General features: G+C 68.0%; 19 protein-coding genes. 9 read left to right on the top strand and 10 right to left on the bottom strand.

The window, feature by feature from the left end; translation table 11 throughout:
• Window positions 1–208: 208 nt before the first annotated feature.
• From JNO44_RS05245 to JNO44_RS05235, 3 genes are all read right to left on the bottom strand, one after another.
• A protein-coding gene (locus JNO44_RS05245) for an IS5 family transposase (RefSeq protein ID WP_420882617.1) occupies window positions 209–1,026 on the bottom strand; the annotation gives its coding sequence in 2 pieces (ribosomal slippage) (window positions 209–675 and window positions 675–1,026; 819 coding nt in all).
• Between the two features lie 512 nt (window positions 1,027–1,538).
• Window positions 1,539–2,327 carry a zf-HC2 domain-containing protein gene (locus JNO44_RS05240; protein WP_205361824.1) on the bottom strand — a complete coding sequence of 263 codons (789 nt, stop codon included), beginning with the start codon at window positions 2,325–2,327 and terminating at the stop codon, window positions 1,539–1,541.
• 25 nt (window positions 2,328–2,352) lie between these two features.
• Window positions 2,353–2,955, bottom strand: coding sequence for a sigma-70 family RNA polymerase sigma factor (locus JNO44_RS05235; RefSeq protein ID WP_205361822.1), 603 nt, complete (start codon window positions 2,953–2,955; stop codon window positions 2,353–2,355).
• Between the two features lie 657 nt (window positions 2,956–3,612).
• On the opposite strand from JNO44_RS05235, the gene JNO44_RS05230 reads away from it, so the two are divergent.
• The 4 genes from JNO44_RS05230 (at window position 3,613) to JNO44_RS05215 (ending at window position 5,445) form a co-directional block, all read left to right on the top strand.
• Window positions 3,613–3,918 carry a plastocyanin/azurin family copper-binding protein gene (locus JNO44_RS05230; protein ID WP_205361820.1) on the top strand — a complete coding sequence of 102 codons (306 nt, stop codon included), beginning with the start codon at window positions 3,613–3,615 and terminating at the stop codon, window positions 3,916–3,918.
• Window positions 3,918–4,919, top strand: a complete 1,002-nt coding sequence (locus JNO44_RS05225) for a metallophosphoesterase family protein (RefSeq protein ID WP_205361818.1) — start codon at window positions 3,918–3,920, stop codon at window positions 4,917–4,919. Before JNO44_RS05230 ends, JNO44_RS05225 begins: the two co-directional genes overlap by 1 nt.
• Complete coding sequence (locus tag JNO44_RS05220) at window positions 4,916–5,146, top strand: hypothetical protein (RefSeq protein WP_240167429.1); 231 nt, start codon at window positions 4,916–4,918, stop codon at window positions 5,144–5,146. The genes JNO44_RS05225 and JNO44_RS05220 overlap by 4 nt, the downstream gene beginning before the upstream one ends.
• Window positions 5,147–5,208: 62 nt before the next feature.
• The gene (locus JNO44_RS05215; RefSeq protein WP_205361816.1) at window positions 5,209–5,445 is read left to right on the top strand and encodes a hypothetical protein; all 237 of its coding nucleotides are present in this window, start codon (window positions 5,209–5,211) and stop codon (window positions 5,443–5,445) included.
• Window positions 5,446–5,580: 135 nt separating this feature from the next.
• Here JNO44_RS05215 and JNO44_RS05210 read toward each other — a convergent pair whose 3' ends face one another.
• On the bottom strand, window positions 5,581–6,183 hold the full coding sequence (locus tag JNO44_RS05210) for a hypothetical protein (protein WP_205361814.1): 603 nt from the start codon (window positions 6,181–6,183) through the stop codon (window positions 5,581–5,583).
• A 331-nt stretch (window positions 6,184–6,514) separates the two neighbouring features.
• On the opposite strand from JNO44_RS05210, the gene JNO44_RS05205 reads away from it, so the two are divergent.
• Entirely contained in the window at window positions 6,515–7,858 is a 1,344-nt protein-coding gene (locus JNO44_RS05205; RefSeq protein ID WP_240167428.1) for an IS630 family transposase, read from the top strand.
• Window positions 7,824–8,264, top strand: a complete 441-nt coding sequence (locus tag JNO44_RS05200) for a nuclear transport factor 2 family protein (RefSeq protein ID WP_205361812.1) — start codon at window positions 7,824–7,826, stop codon at window positions 8,262–8,264. Before JNO44_RS05205 ends, JNO44_RS05200 begins: the two co-directional genes overlap by 35 nt.
• An 18-nt stretch (window positions 8,265–8,282) precedes the next feature.
• Here JNO44_RS05200 and JNO44_RS05195 read toward each other — a convergent pair.
• A protein-coding gene (locus JNO44_RS05195) for an IS5 family transposase (RefSeq protein ID WP_420882616.1) occupies window positions 8,283–9,157 on the bottom strand; the annotation gives its coding sequence in 2 pieces (ribosomal slippage) (window positions 8,283–8,800 and window positions 8,800–9,157; 876 coding nt in all).
• A 45-nt stretch (window positions 9,158–9,202) separates the two neighbouring features.
• Window positions 9,203–9,781, bottom strand: coding sequence for a hypothetical protein (locus JNO44_RS05190; RefSeq protein ID WP_205361810.1), 579 nt, complete (start codon window positions 9,779–9,781; stop codon window positions 9,203–9,205).
• A 779-nt stretch (window positions 9,782–10,560) separates the two neighbouring features.
• Here JNO44_RS05190 and JNO44_RS05185 point away from each other — a divergent pair.
• On the top strand, window positions 10,561–11,496 hold the full coding sequence (locus JNO44_RS05185) for a nitroreductase/quinone reductase family protein (protein WP_205361808.1): 936 nt from the start codon (window positions 10,561–10,563) through the stop codon (window positions 11,494–11,496).
• A gap of 305 nt (window positions 11,497–11,801) precedes the next feature.
• On the opposite strand, the gene JNO44_RS05180 is transcribed toward JNO44_RS05185, so the two are convergent.
• From JNO44_RS05180 to JNO44_RS05170, 4 genes are all read right to left on the bottom strand, one after another.
• Window positions 11,802–12,569 (bottom strand): class I SAM-dependent methyltransferase, encoded by a 768-nt coding sequence (locus JNO44_RS05180; protein ID WP_275695800.1) that lies wholly within the window; start codon window positions 12,567–12,569, stop codon window positions 11,802–11,804.
• Between the two features lie 287 nt (window positions 12,570–12,856).
• Window positions 12,857–13,063, bottom strand: coding sequence for a sulfite exporter TauE/SafE family protein (locus tag JNO44_RS43120; protein ID WP_240167426.1), 207 nt, complete (start codon window positions 13,061–13,063; stop codon window positions 12,857–12,859).
• A gap of 35 nt (window positions 13,064–13,098) precedes the next feature.
• Window positions 13,099–13,236, bottom strand: a complete 138-nt coding sequence (locus JNO44_RS43115) for a hypothetical protein (RefSeq protein ID WP_240167425.1) — start codon at window positions 13,234–13,236, stop codon at window positions 13,099–13,101.
• 249 nt (window positions 13,237–13,485) lie between these two features.
• On the bottom strand, window positions 13,486–14,145 hold the full coding sequence (locus JNO44_RS05170; protein ID WP_205361799.1) for an MSMEG_1061 family FMN-dependent PPOX-type flavoprotein: 660 nt from the start codon (window positions 14,143–14,145) through the stop codon (window positions 13,486–13,488).
• Between the two features lie 312 nt (window positions 14,146–14,457).
• Here JNO44_RS05170 and JNO44_RS45455 point away from each other — a divergent pair, with 312 nt between their 5' ends.
• Both JNO44_RS45455 and JNO44_RS44350 read left to right on the top strand, forming a co-directional pair.
• Window positions 14,458–14,844: an acyl carrier protein gene (locus JNO44_RS45455; RefSeq protein WP_205369395.1), complete on the top strand. Its 387-nt coding sequence runs from the start codon at window positions 14,458–14,460 to the stop codon at window positions 14,842–14,844.
• Window positions 14,845–14,950: 106 nt separating this feature from the next.
• The gene (locus tag JNO44_RS44350; protein ID WP_275695737.1) at window positions 14,951–15,076 is read left to right on the top strand and encodes a hypothetical protein; all 126 of its coding nucleotides are present in this window, start codon (window positions 14,951–14,953) and stop codon (window positions 15,074–15,076) included.
• Window positions 15,077–15,130 lie beyond the last annotated feature (54 nt).

The raw sequence follows: 15,130 nt of genomic DNA, 5'->3' as shown, positions 1-15,130 counted from the left end.
GAGACTGCCAACAACTTCGGGGGCGGTCGGTAGGCGGGGTCCTGGATGGCCGCGCTCACTGAGTTCCACGGGCGACGCATGCCGCACGGTTCGAGGTATTCGCCCCTTTTATTCGACTTCTTGCGAGTCATGTCAATGCCAGCGGCCTGACTGGACCCACCCGTCTCCGCCAGAGGTCCTGATCCCGGGCTGCACGGACTTAGAGGTCCTAACAAAGGCGTTGGACGTGTCTGTAGGTGATGAGACATGTAGCGAGCCCGAGGAAGGATTCATGGATGTCGTCCCGTCGCTCCCATCGGATGCGCAGGCGACGGAAGCCGTGCAGCCAGGCGATCGTCCGTTCGACGACATACCGGAAGACGCCCAGGCCGGAGCCGTGTGGCTCGCCTCGCCGCGCGATCACGGGACGGATGCCGCGCTGCCACAGCAGACGCCGGTACTTGTCGTGGTCGTAGCCGCGGTCGGCGAGCAGTGCGTCGGGCCGGTGCCGGGGCCGGCCGACATCCCCGGCGACAGGGGGGATCTTGTCGAGCAGAGGCAGGAGCTGGGTGACGTCGTTGCGGTTGCCGCCGGTCAGCGACACCGCGAGTGGGATGCCCCGAGCGTCGGTGACGACGTGGTGCTTGCTGCCCGGCCGTGCGCGATCGACCGGACTGGGACCGCTTTTGGGCCCCTACGGGCTGCCCGCACATGGGAAGAGTCGATCACCGCCCGGGACCAGTCCAGCTTCTTCGCCGACCGCAGCTTCTTCAACAGCAGCACATGCAGCTGGTCCCACACCCCGGCGGCATTCCAGGCGGCCAGCCGCCGCCAGCAGGTCATGCCCGAACCGAAGCCCAGCTCCTGCGGCAGGTACTCCCACTGGATGCCGGTGTGCAGCACGAACAGGACCCCGCACAACGCCTGCCGGTCCGGCACCCTCGGCCGCCCCTCAACCAGCTTCGGCCCCGGCTTGGGCAGCAACGGCTCGACCAACGCCCATAGTTCATCCGACACGATCCACGGCCGCGACTGACGCTTCCCCACGACCAGACCAACGAGCAAATAGGCCAGCAGTCACATGATCAACCACTTCTGTTAGGAGTTCTTAGGCCGTGGCCCGCTGGACCGGGAGTGCACGCGCCGTCGGCACACTCACGCATCAAGTCGGCTGAGGACTGGGGCGATTCGTTGGAGCCGGGGGAGGGTGATCAGGGCCCGGAGACCGTCGGCGCGCTCATCCGCCGGGTGCCCTGGTCGGTCGATCTCGTCGATCCCCGAGCCGTGCGGCGTGGCGGCATCGGTCGATGACAGTGATCACGGGCGTGCCTGTGCGGCCGATGTCACGAGCGCAAGCTTTCTCTACGGCCGTCGGCTGGGCGTCCTCAGCGCACTCCTCCAGCCTGGCCCACCGCTCCTCCGGCCTGGCCCACCGCCTTGCGGCGGCTCGCTGCTGGCCGACCGGCCGGCACCCTCTCCGTCCGTGGTACGACTCGTCGGTGGCGACGTCCCTGGCCTCTTGTGCCGCCGTGCGCTCACACTCGACACCGGTGGTTGCGTCACGCCCGGATGGTGACCAGTTTCTGACCGTTGCCCGCGTGGATCTCGAAGTGTTCGATGGCGTCCGGGGACATGGCAACCGCTCCTGGGATCGTGGTGCCGGGAGGGTAGGTGCCTGCCCGCCAGCTAGCGACGTCCGTCCTGGTTCCGCCGGGCCCGATCGCCTGCAGCCGGCAGGTGATTCCGGCGGGTGCCCCCCTGGCGGAGACCTGCACGATACTGCCCCAGGCAGAGGGCACGACCTTCACCGAGGCGGAGACGCCGGTGGTGGGATCGCTTCCGGAGAAGGTACGCCAGGTAGCCGGCGCGGTCGGCCCAGGCGGTCTCGCCTGACTGCCCACGGATCCGACAGCCGCCAGCCATGTGCCGCCGGCCGCTGCCGCGATGAGCGTCAGCGAGGCGGCAGCGCCGGCCAGTTGCAGACGCCAGGTCCTGCGGCGCTGGGACGCGGCCTGCTGGAGCAGTCTCTCCAGCACACCCCTCTCCGGCGCCTGCGACACCGGGGGCGCGGCGGGTCGTTCGGCCAGGGAGCCCTGCGCGTCTTCGGCTGCCCGTGCCACCAGCCGGTCGGCCAGGTCGCCGTCGGCCGTCGGCGCCGTCTGGCCCGAGGCTTCGGCTTCGGTCACCGTCGCCAGCAGCGCGGACAATCCCGCCAGCCGGGTGTGCTCGGCCCGGCATTCGGCGCATTCCGCGAGGTGGGCGCGTACCTGTTCCCTTTCCGCCGGGGGCAGCGTGTTCAGGACGTATCCCCCCAGCGCCAACCGGAGGGCGTCGTGCTCCGCACTCATGGTCGCCACCTCCTGCCCGCCGCGGTCATGGCTCGATCCCGCGTTCCTGCAGCGCCAGCCGCAGGGCGTGCAGGGCGTAGTACGTCCGCGACTTCACGGTGCCCAGCGGGATACCCAACACCTGCGCGGCCTCCACCATGGTCCGGCCGCGGTAGTAGGTCTCCAGCAGCACGGCGCGGTGGTCCGGGGATAGCGACCGGACCGCGTCGGCAACCGCCCAGCTCTGCAGTGCCTGCTCGATCTCGTCCTCGCCGGGTTTCTGCTCGACGGCTCGCTCCAGCACCTCGCCGCCGGCCTCGACCGGCCTGGCCTGCCTGGCCCGGTGGGCGTCGATGACCAGGTGCCGGGCGACCGTGCACAGCCATGCCCGGGCCGGGCCGCGTGCGGGGTCGAACGCGGCGGGATGCTGCCAAGCTCGCAGCATCGTCTCCTGCACCACATCCTCCGCCCATTGCCGATCTCCTGAGGTCAGTCGCAGCACGTAATGGAACAGGGCCCCCGCGTGCTCCGCGTACAGAGTGCGCAGCAGTTCCTCATCTGCGGTCGAAAGGGCCCCTTTACCAGAGACACGGTGCGCGGAGCGATCCGGATCGGTCCTTGGGCCACGTTTTCGGGGACTCCAGGGCATAAGTCGATCATTGCGCACATGTGCCGCTTTGTCGTGTAACGCACGGCATGGTGCCGATGGCGCTCCGTGAGCGCCGCGGGCGATACGTCCCTGTCGGGCCTTGCGGTGCGACCGGGACCGAGCGCGCGCGGCTCCCGGGGGAGGCCGGCTGAGTCGCTGCGACATCAAGAGGTCGCACAAAAAGTGCATATCCATCGAACCGTGGGAACCCCGCCGTCCGTGGTGCCGGACAAGAGCCGACTTACGCGCAATTCCTCATCGACTCCCCATGCGACAAGGGTTGGAGCAGAGGTGACCGAAAAACACCACGCGACGCACTCGCTCCTGGCGCCGGCCACGCTCACCCCTGCGGTCGTGCGCGCCCGGCCGGCACAGTCCCCGTCTCCGTCTGATCAGTGAGGAACGGACACCATGTACCTGAACTTTCGCACAGCAGGCCGTCGATCACGGACTGCGGCCGGGCTGGCCGTTGCCACCATCGCCACTGCCGGCGCGCTGGGGCTTCTCAGTTCATGTGGCCAGTCGTCGCATTCTTCGTCCACCGGAGCCGGCGCCATCACACCCGGTCCGGGGCAGCACCGGACGGCAGGCATGCCCGGAGCCACGGGGCAGGGGAACGCGGCGGGCTCCGCTTCCAGAACCTCGCCGATGCCCGGCATGAGCATGCCCGCGAGTCCCTCAGGCGCGGGCGCGCCGGCCGTACCGGTGACCGGGAACGCCGTGGCGATCAAGAACTTCGCATTCTCCCCGGCCACGCTGAAGGTCAAGGTGGGCACGACGGTGACCTGGACCAATCAGGACACCGACGCCCACACCGTCACCAGTGCCGGATCGGGCGGCCCGTTGCATTCGGCCGCCCTGGCCGCCCACGCCACCTACAGCTACACGTTCACCAAGCCCGGCACCTACGCATACCTCTGCACCATCCATCCGTTCATGACCGCCACTGTGGAGGTGGCCTGATGACTCACTACTACGACAGTCACGACGGGGCGTCGGCCGGAGACGCCGGTCGGCCCGAAACCGAACACGGCATGAATCGGCGTCAACTCCTGCGACATGCGGGGTGGTTCGGCGGCGCCGTGGTGCTGACCGTGGCCAGCGGCGAGGTGATCAGCCACATCGCGGACTCCCGGGACAGCAACGTCGGGGCCGCCGCCGGGGCCTCGGCAGCCGGAAGCGGCGAGCTGCGGTTCGTCCAGGTCTCCGACAGCCATATCGGATTCCATGGCCCGGCGAACCTGGACGTGGCCGGCTCATTCAGCGAAGCGATCAACAAGGTCAACTCGCTCGGATTCAGACCGGACTTCGTCATGCACAGCGGCGATCTGACCCACCTGTCCACGGCCGGGCAGTTCGACCAGGTCAAGCAGCTGATGGCCGGAATGAGGACAGACCGCATCTTCACCGTGCCGGGCGAGCACGACTCCATCGGCGATGCAGGCCGCGCCTACCGGCGGACCTTCGGCAGGGGCACGCTGGGCGACGGCTGGTACAGCTTCGACACCCACGGCGTGCACTTCATCGCCCTGGTCAACACCCTGAGCCTGGAGAAGCTCGGCCACCTCGGCAACGAACAGATCGACTTCGTTCGCAAGGACATCGCCGGACTGTCGTCGGACACTCCCATTGTGGTCTTCAGTCACATCCCGCTGTTCGCCATGTACCCGCAGTGGGGCTGGAGCACCGACGACGCCCTCAAGGTCATCGCCCTCCTGCGCCGCTTCTCCTCCGTCACCTGTCTCAACGGACACGTCCACCAGCTGTTCACCAAGACAGACGGCAACATCACCTTCCACTCCGCCACCACCACCGCGTACCCCCTGCCCAGGCCGGGCCGTGCCCCCGCCCCCACCCCGCAGGTCGTCCCTGCCAGGCAGCTCAAAGACGCACTCGGCATCCGCAGCGTCGGCTACCGCCAAGGCGACTGCGAACTGGCCATCAAGGATCAGAGGCTGGCATGAACGCCCGAAGACTCCTCGCCCCCGCCCTGCGGTCGGCGACCGCCGCAACCCTCGCTGCCGGCGGATACATCCACGCCCAGCTCTACATCGACGGGTACCGCTTCATCCACCTCATCGGACCCCTGTTCCTGCTCCAGGCCAGCGCTTCCGTCGCCCTCGCTGCCCTGCTGCTGGTCGGGACACCACCCCTGCTGCTGCGGGCCACCACCCGCACACCACCCAACTGAACGACCGCCACGAACCCGCCCAGGGTGCCTGTGTCCCGCCGACCGGCACCACCACCCCAGCCGTGCCGCGGCTGCCGCACACCCCGCCCGCGGACACCGACACCGTCGAGCGGCGGGCCGGTCGCAACGCTTACGGCATCGGCTCCACCGCCGAACACACCGCCCAACAGACCGTCGACCTCGCCTCGCCTCACCGGCGCGATCGGCGCCGCTCCATCGCCCCGCTGAGCAGATCACCGAGAACGAGCTACGGGCCACCCCGCTCCACCACCGACCGATCTGGCTGGAACCTGACGTGACTGCTCCTGAATCCCGAGGGCATGGTCAACGTGGCTGCCGGGTCCCCGTGCCTGGGAAGCTCCTGGGGTCGCTCGGTATGGGCCGAAGGGGGCTGCCGCCGTCGGGCCGCGACGACGGCAGCCCTCCCTGCAGGTTCAGCCCTTGCGGGGGTAGAAACCGCCGTCGGCGTCGCCGTGGGCCGTGCAGTCCGTGTCGCGGTAGCGGTCGACGAAGGTGCCGGTGAGTCCGGTGAACGCGTCGTACGTCTGGTCCAGGGGCAGGTCTTTACTCACCCTGAACCGCAGCTGCACGTGGACGGACTCGCGGGGCTTCAGCGTCTTCGGGCCGGGGATGGTGCCGCCGGCGTTTCCACCTGCCTGGCGCAGCGTCTTCCAGGCGCGCTGCGAGGTGTCCCAGTACTGCAGATCGCCGTACGGGCTCAGGTCGCGCTCGCCCTCGTTGTAGACGTAACTGCCCAGCCTGGCGCTGAGTTCGAACGACTTCAGCTCCTTCGCCGAGGCGTTGGTGAGCGTGGCGGTGTAGGTCGTCCAGTGAGTGCCGAGAGTGATCGACTTGGGTATGTCGAACGTGCGACCCACGAAGGTGTTGTTGTGGTACTGCCCGTAGGCGGTGTCGAGGTCGTAGCACGTCGGGATCTCCGCGGCAGGGGCCGCCTGGGAGGCGGGCGCGGCGGCCACCGCCGTGGGGAGCAGGGCGGCCGTCGCGGCCGAGACCGACAGGGCGCGGCGCAGTTTCATCAAGATCTCTTTCCCGGTTCTTCGGACCCTTGGAGCCTTTGTTTCCGGTGTCATTGACTTCTAAGGCCGTGGATCCTTGGGTTGTCAGGTTCTTGGAGAGTGGGCTCGGCCGTGCCACCCGACTAGGGCCTGTTGCGAAAGTGACGATTGTGGCTACAGGTTGATGTCTGATTGCCGCCAGCACGCCCTGGCGGGGCCCGTCATGCTGGCGGCATGACTGATCCACTTGCGGTAGACGCCGCTGCCGTTCTCACCGGCATGTACACAGCCGAGGCGGAGTATCTAGTGTGATGCGCCAGAAATTCAGTGGCTTAGTAAGTACCCTGTTGCTATGTCGCATCCGGGTCCTTCTGCTGTGGAGATCACGCTGTCCGAGGCCGAGCGCGCCGAGTTGGTGCGCCGGACGGAAATGCCGGACCGTCGCTCGGCCGAGAAGGCCCGCATCATCCTGGCGTGTGCTGATGGCATGTCAAACGCAGGTGTCGCACGGATCATTGGCGTCCAGGCCAGGACGGTCGGCAAGTGGCGTCGGGCTTTCGCCGCAGAGCGGATGGATGGGCTTGAGGACGCCGGCTGGATTGGCCGGCCGAAGGCCGACCTGGTCCTGGACGAGGCGGAGCGCAGGCAGCTGATGCAGTGGGCGCGCCGGGCCAAGACCGCCCAGTTCCTCGCGTTGCGAGCCAAGATCGTGCTGCGCTGCGCGGAGGGCGGGACAAACCAGCAGGCCGCGGCCGACCTCGGCATCGACAGGTCGACGGTGGACCGCTGGCGGGCACGGTTCATTGCGAAACGCCTCGACGGTCTGCATGACGAGCCCCGCTCGGGCCGGCCGCCCTCGGTCCTCCTCGACCAGGTCGAGGAGGTCATCGTGGCCACCTTGGAGTCCACGCCAGGCAAGGACACGCACTGGTCACGCGCATCAATGGCTAAGCGCACCGGTTTGTCCAAATCGACCATCGGGCGAATCTGGAAGCGGTTCGACCTCAAGCCTCATCTCCAGGACGCGTTCAAGCTCTCCACCGACCCGCAGTTCGTCGCCAAGGTCGTCGACGTCGTCGGCCTGTACCACAATCCGCCCGAGAAGGCGGTGGTGCTGTGTGTCGACGAGAAGGCCCAGATACAGGCGCTGGACCGCTCGCAGCCAGTGCTGCCGATGATGCCCGGCATGCCCGAGCGGCGCACCCATGACTACTACCGGCACGGCATTACCAGCCTGTTCGCCGCCTTCAACATCGCCGACGGTACTGTCATCGGCGAACTCCACCGCCGCCACCGCGCCATCGAGTTCAAGAAGTTCCTGATCACGATAGACAAGGCCGTGCCCGACGGCCTCGACGTCCATCTCGTCTGCGACAACTACGCCACCCACAACACCGCCGAGATCAGGACCTGGCTGAGCAAACACCCCCGATTCCACGTTCACTTCACCCCGACCGGATCTTCCTGGATGAACCAGGTCGAGCGGTGGTTCGGCCTGCTGACCGACAAGCTCATCCGCCGCGGCGTCCACACCTCCGTCAAGGCCCTGGAGAGCGATATCAAGGCGTGGGTCGCGCAGTGGAACGAAGACCCCAAACCCTTCACCTGGACCAAGACCGCCGACGAGATCCTCAACTCCCTCGCCGACTACCTCACCAAGGTTGGCACCAGCAGCCAGAAAACAGAGAAGAACTAACCCACCAGATTTCTGGCGCATCACACTAGCAGCAGGAGGTCCAGGTGAAGCTCCGTTCGATCTGCTGGCCTCGTTCTTCGCTCCTGATGTCGTACTGCACCAGGCCGATGCTCTTCCCTATGGCGGCACTTGGCGCGGGCATGCGGGCATGGAGAGGTTCTTCCTCGCGATGAGCCGGGCGTGGGAATCGTTCGACATGGAGGAGCAGGAGTTCCTCGTCACCGGCGAGACCACGGTGGTACTCACCCAGGTCCGTGCTCGCGCGCGTGCCAGCGGCCGGGAGGTTACCTTCCCCATCCTGCAGACGCTCAAGGTCAAGGACGGGCAGATAGTCGAAATCCGCCCTTTCTACTGGGACACCGCCGCAATCGCGGGGGCCTGCGCAGTACCGGCGGAGCGCGTGTAAGACCAGCGGGCCCGGCAATCACAGCCACTCGTTGATGGCCGCTACGAGGACGGTCGTCTCGTAGCGGACCGCGAGCTTGTCGTATCTCGTAGCCACGGCCCGGTGCCTCTTGAGGCGATTGATGCCGCACTCGACCGCGTGGCGCTCGCGGTAGTCGACCGGGTCGAACTTCGGCGGACGGCCACCGCGGAAGCCGCGCTTCTTGCGGTTGCGGGCCTGGTCGGCCTTGTCCGGGATCGTGCAGCGGATCCCGCGTTGCCGCAGGTAGGAGCGATTCTTCCGGGAGGCGTACGCCTTGTCCGCCCGCACCCGGTCGGGCCGGGTGCGCGGTCTGCCCGGCCCGGTGCGGGGCACGCGGATCGCCTTCAGGACGCGCTCGAACTGAGGGGAGTCCCCGCGCTGTCCGGCCGTGATGACGATCGACATGGGCTTCTGGCCCTGTTCGACAGCCAGGTGCAGTTTGGTGGTCAGACCGCCACGCGAGCGTCCGAGACCGTGGTCGTCCGGTTCGGCAGTGATGCCGCCGGGCGGCTCCTTTTGCAGGTCCCCCTTTTCCGCGCCCCGGCGGCATGCTGGTGGGCCCGGCACACGGTGGAGTCGACGTTGATATCCCAGGTGATCAGGTTCTTCGCGTCGGCCTGGGCCTGGAGTTCGGTGAAGATCCTTTTCCAGGTACCGTTCCGCTGCCAGCGGCGGAACACGTCGTACACCCGACCCCACGGCCCGTACCGCTCCGGGACATCCCGCCACGGCGTCCCCGTCCGGGTCCGCCAGCGTATGCCGTCGATCAGCTGCCGCCTCGTCCATATCGACGGACGTCCCGGCTTCTTGCCCTTGGGCAGCAGCGGCTCCAGGCGAGCCCATTGCGCATCCGCCAGATCCCCACGTGCCACGAACCGAGATCATCCCACGTTCAAGATCCACTTTCGATACACGCCCTAGCTCGGCTCACCCGGCTTGGTGGTCGGGGACTGCGTCGCCTTCGCGCTCGCGGGGAGGATGGTGAAGTCGTACCAGGCTTCCTGGGCCGAACCACAGGAACCGTCGCGGTTGCGGTAGTCGCCGGCGGCGAGCGCGTACCCGGCGCCGGGCTTGGCGTCCTTGACCACGCGGGTGCGCAGTTGGAGCGTGATGGTGCTGCGCGGACCGACGGCGAAGGAGCCGAACAGCTCGTCGGGCGCCGCGTCATGGAAGGTCTTCCACTGCCCCGTCTTGGCGTCGCGGTACTCGGTCTCCAGCTCCCAGTACGGCCGGTCGACGTCTTCGGCGGAGGACACGAGCAGGAAGGGTTGGACCTCCGTCAGGGGCTTGCCGGTGGTGTTGGCGAGACTCATGGAGAACGGGGTCCAGGCGCCACCCGCAGTCAGCTGGGACGGCAGCCCGTGGACGGCCACCTGCAACTGGTCGGACTCGAATGCGCAGGACTGACCCGAACCATCGGAGTCACCGGTGGCCTTGCCGCCACCGGTGGCGGCACCCGCGCCGGTGGTCCCCCCCCCCGCCGGTCGCGGCGGCATTCGGCGGCTTCCCCGGGGTGGGACGGGCGGCCTCGTCGCGGTCACCCATTCTGCCCCCGCCCGTTGCGGAATCAGCTGGCCGGTCCGACGGTGTCGTGACACCGGGGGAGTCGGGAGCGGAGGGCGTGCGAGGACCGGCCTCGGACACCGGCTCCGCTGCGAACGCGGCGGCGGGCGCGGCCAGTACGGTGGCGGGCGCTAACACGGCAGCCGCCGCGGCGGCCGTCAGGGCGCGGCGTATCTTCATCCAGCAGACCTCTCGGATCTCAAGTGCCGCCTGTACGGCACAGGTTGACGTTCGTCACGTTCAGGCCGTGCATGGCGCATGGTGTGCATGAGTACGCATGCGGACATACGTATATGCGCACACCTGCGTCTTATGTATGGGTGACGACTCGCACTGTGAAAGGGTTGCATCCTCAAGTCGCCGAAGTGGCACATGGGGTGGTGTCTTCACGAAGGCGCGCGGTGGTGTCTTCGCAAAGGCGCGCGCCGGAAGGCGACTTGAGAATCGCCCGGCCGCGACGGGTGCCCGGCGGCTGGTCTTGCCACTCTCTGGTGATCGGCGTTAAAGTCTCAGCGAGCCCCGTATGGGCCTACGTATGGAGGTAGTGGCTACTCAGCCAACACAGGGACCGGCACGTCCGTCTCTCGCAGTTTCGTCAACCCCTGAAGCGGGGGTTCGCTGCGCCCATTCCATTGCGTAGGCATGCGGGTTTTTCTGTGTTGTTTTCCTGTGCGGCCGCCCTCCTTTCCGGATGAAACCCGAAAGGAAGCGCATGAGCAAGGAACAGGCCGAGACCAGCTGGTCCGGCTTCGACGTCAACGATTTCCAGCGGAGGATCATCGCCGAGTTCCGTGAGAACAACGGCAAGATGACCGGAATGTTCGAGGGCTGGTCGCTGACCGTGCTGACGACGATCGGCGCCAGGAGCGGACTGCCCCGTGAGACCCCCCTCGGCTACCTCGTCATCGACGGCAAGGGCGTTGTCATCGCGTCAGCGAACGGATCGGACCGGCATCCCGGCTGGTATTACAACGTTCGCAAGAACCCCAGCGTGACGGTCGAGACCGGCGAGGAGACCTACCGGGCCATCGCCGCCATACCGCAGGGAGCCGAACGCGACCGGCTCTTCGAGCGGGTGGTGGCCGAGGCGCCCGGATACGGCGACTACCAGGCCAAGACCACCCGTGAGATCCCGGTCGTCGTGCTGCACCGGATCGAGCCCAAGCCCGGTGACGAGCGGGTGAAGGGCATGGGAGACTGGATCGTCGAGGTGCACGACTGGCTGCGCGGCGAGCTCAGGACGCTCCGCGACCAGGCGGACCGGCTGATCGACGGCACCGCGGAGACCATCGAGATGACCCCGCCGGACCTCGCACAGCAGATGCGCACCCACTGCCTCAACTTCTGCGGAGCGCTGCGCCGGCACCACACCGGCGAGGACATGGCCGTCTTTCCCTCGCTGGCCGCACAGTTCCCCGCGCTCGCCCCGGCACTCGCCCAGCTCAGCGAGCAACACCAGGTGGTGGCCCAGCTCCAGGACTCCATCCAGGCGCTCGTTGGGGGATTCGTGCCCGGCGAATCCGACCCCGTACGACTGCGCGCCGAGCTCGAAGAGCTGGCCACCCGCCTGGAGTCCCACTTCGACTTCGAGGAGCAGACCGTGGTGACGGCACTGAACGCCACGGCCGAGGCGCCGCCGTTCGGCTGAGCCGGCACGGGCCCTTGAGCTGTCCTCCATAGCTGTCATCCAGAGCTCCGTACTTCGCGGGCGCGACGCAATCGGCTGGTCCGGAGCCTGTGGGGGGGGCCGTCGACCGGTTGAGCCCGGGCCGGGGCGTCACCCACGTGACGCACAGGCAGGTCATCGAGATGCGCGACCATCCCGATCCTGCCCACGGCCGCCCGGCTGCGCCGACGTCACGGTGTGAGGTGATCGCCGGGCCAGGGTGTGGTGCAGGAAGGCAAGGTAGGCCGCTGCACCTTCGCCTCCCGGCGGTCCACTCTCTCAGCGGGTCACCCGGAAGCCACCCACACAGTCCAGTGATCCACCTCCCTGATGCCTGCCACGCTTCGCAGGCGATCCGTCAAGTAGTCGGCCAGTTCGGCTAGTTGATCGTCGCTGAGCTCATGCAAAATCGACCGGCCTGTACGCGCCAGCACGTCGTCGCGAACCTCGTCCGCCCCCGCGTACTCCCGTCGAAGCTCCGCCAGTGGCACACTGCGTACGTCCCCGAACCCGGCCGCCCGCATCGCCGCCTCGACCTCTGTGCCCGACGGCCGCCGCCTCCGCTCGACATCCACGAGGAAGGGGAACTTCTCGAAGAAGTACCCCCGCACATGCTCCGCCGAGCCAGGCTGCAGGACGTCGTCGACCGTCCGATCCTGTACGACGAGCCGGCCCCCGGGTGCCAGTACCCGACGAGCCTCCCGGAAGCACGCGCCCAGGTCGTCGAGGTGGTGGATCAGTGCGCGCTGGAAGACGATGTCGGCACTGCTGTCCGGCAGCCCTGTGGCGTATGCCTCGCCCTGCCGGAAGGAGAGCCCTGGCCGCCGTCCGCAGTGTTCCCGCGCGGCCGAGAGCATGACGGCGGAGAAGTCGATCCCGGTTACCTCGGCCGCGCCCAGCTCCAGCCAGGCCGTGCAGTACACGCCGCCCCCGCAGCCGACATCCGCCACCCGCGCGTTGTCCGGAGATACCAAGCACCGCATCACCCGTGCCCAGTCCTCGCCGGCCGAGCGTCGCGTGTAGGTGAGCCGGTTGGCCGTGCTGTGAAAGTCCATCCCCATGGCGTCCCCTCCGTCTCTTCCCTCACCAATCTATCTTGATATCGAGATAGTTGTCGGTGTTCCCCTCGTTCTTCCGCCGGGCGGACACGACGAAGGCTGTTCGGTCCCTGACGGGCCGGGCCAGGCCGGGTGACAGCGGCCGGCGCTGCCGAGGGGGTGATTGCCGAGGGTGGCTACCTGGTCCCGGAGCCCGGGCAACACCGCGCGGATCACCCAGGGCCTCTGTGCGGAGCGGAACGCAGCCCTCGTCGCGCCGGAGGCTTGCGGGATCGGCACGGTCTCTACCGCACCGTCTGCAATCCATGGGAGGCGCCGAGGATGCCGCCCACGAGGTTGCACACGGCCATGGTTCCGCCGAGGCCCCACAACACCTTGCCGGCGGGGATGAAGAAGACCAGTGCCCCGAGGTTGGCGGCGATGTTGACGACCTTGGCCACGGCGGAGGCGCGCAGGAAGGCGTAGCCGATGACTCCGACGCGGAGGAACACCAGGAAGGAGCCGGTGCCGGGCGGGCCGAGGCGTCTCAGAAGCCGAGGGCCGCGCCGCCCACCGCCATGGCGATCAGTTCGCCGCGGCGTCCGAAGCGGCGGTCCTCGTCCACGCCGAACTCGGGTTTGCGCCAGGTGTGCAGGCCCACGATCACCAGGGCGCACAGCACCACGGTGTTCAGGACCGACTTGGGCAGGGCGGAGGTGACCGCCCCTCCTGCGACCGAGGCCGGGAAGGGCGGGCTGGCATCTGCCCCACGGCCTTCCAGTCGAGGGGCGTCCTGCGGGCGAAGGTGACAGCCATGAAGGAGGTGCCCACCAGGCCAACCAACCATCTTGCGGGCTGCCCAGTGATTGGCCTTGGGGCGTGCCGGCCTGCAGGACTGGGCTGGCCGGTGGGTCAGCAATCGCAGGCAAGCCCGTTACTCGTACCGGTACTTGAGCGAGTCCGCCTCCGCCTGCTCGATGTCGGCGATCGTCAGTTCCGGCACCCGCAGTTGAGCCAGCGTCACCTCGGCCGAAGCCGGCTGGGCGTCCGCCGGCAGCCACTGCTCCGGCTTCCAGGCCGCGCTGCGCAGCAGCGACTTGGGGCAGTGCGGATAGACCTCCTCGATCCCCAGCACCAGCGCACTGGCCGGCGGCTTGCCCACGGCGGTCAGCTGCGACAGCAGCTCTGGGCGGGTGGAGACGCAGGCCCGGCCGTTCACCCTGAGCGTCGTGGTGCGTCCCGGGATGACGAACAGCAGCCCGGCCCGTCCGGTGGCGACGACGTTCTGCAACGTGTCCAGACGCTTGTTGCCGGTCGCGTCCGGTATCGCCACCGTCCGTGAGTCCAGGACGGAGACGAACCCGGCGGGGCCGCCGCGCGGGGAGACGTCACAGTTGCCCTCGGCGTCCGCGCTGGCGACCAGGACCAACGATGAGCAGCCGATCAACCGCCGGGTCTGCTCGGTGAGTTCGGTCATCTGCTTCCGCACGGCCGCGTCGCTGGGGGCTGCGTAGGCCCGGCGCAGCGCCTCTTGGTCGGGCACGGCGTCGAGACGGAGCGAGTCGAAGGCACTGCTGGCAAGGGATGTCGTCATGCCTCCGACCCTAATGGGCCGATCTGCGATTGGTCTTGGTCGTTGGATATTGGGACATAGGGTCGGCCTTGCGAGTTGTTTGATGCGTGAAGATCAAACAGGCTTGCGCGGCCATGTCCCATCCCGCCTTCTGCGGGCTGTCGCGTCAGCGTCCGGGCGAGTTGGTCGCGTCGCGGAACTCACCCAGATGTTGGGTGGTGAGCTGTGCGTCCGGGCGTCATGGGTGGCGTGAGGGCGACCGTCGGCGGGAGGCGGGAGGCGGGCCGAAGTGCCAACTGGTCTTCACCGACCGGCTCCTGTTGACACTGATCCATCTGCGGACTGGGCTCCCATGAGGGAGACATCGACGACGACCTCTTCGCACTGGGCGACCACTCGATGCTCGCCACCCGGTTGATCGGGCGGATTCGGTCGGTCCTCGGCGCCGAACTGGACGAGCACCGGCGTGAGGTACCGGGCCCGGTCCACCACAGACACCGCCGCGGGACGGTCGGCCCGTCCCTCCGCAACTCCCGCCCCAAGTCCGGGGCCCGCGCCAGACGACCGCGCTGCGGCGTGAAGGGGCGGACGTGGTCTAGCAGGGAGGCGGTGCTGATCGTGGGCCGAACCTTGGTGCTCACTTGCGATCACACGATGGCCAAGCAGTCGAAGCTGTCTGGTGTCTCGGCTTCCTGCCACTGCTGGAGGGACGGTGCCTGAGGCATCCCGCGTGGCATGTGGGGCGCCCGGCCTGGTCGCGGCGGGTGGTTGCGGTGTGGTTGTCGTCTGCACGGGCTGGGCGAGCCGCTGGGGGCGTGGCTGATCGGTGACCTGCTCGGGCACCCCGGTGGCGGCCAACTCGACGAGGGCGTTGGCGATGGCGATGGCTCCATCATCCGTCGACCAGGAACTCGCCTCGACGTACGCCGGCGTCATCACGCACCGCACCTGACGTGTCGCGGTACGGAGCGGAGCAGCTGTCAGGGACAGGGTTGGCGGCATCCTG

Source organism: Streptomyces noursei, assembly GCF_016917755.1.
Classification (GTDB): Bacteria; Actinomycetota; Actinomycetes; order Streptomycetales; family Streptomycetaceae; genus Streptomyces; species Streptomyces yunnanensis.
Note: the sequence above shows the minus strand (reverse complement) of the source record. Positions and strands in the feature narration are given on the sequence as shown.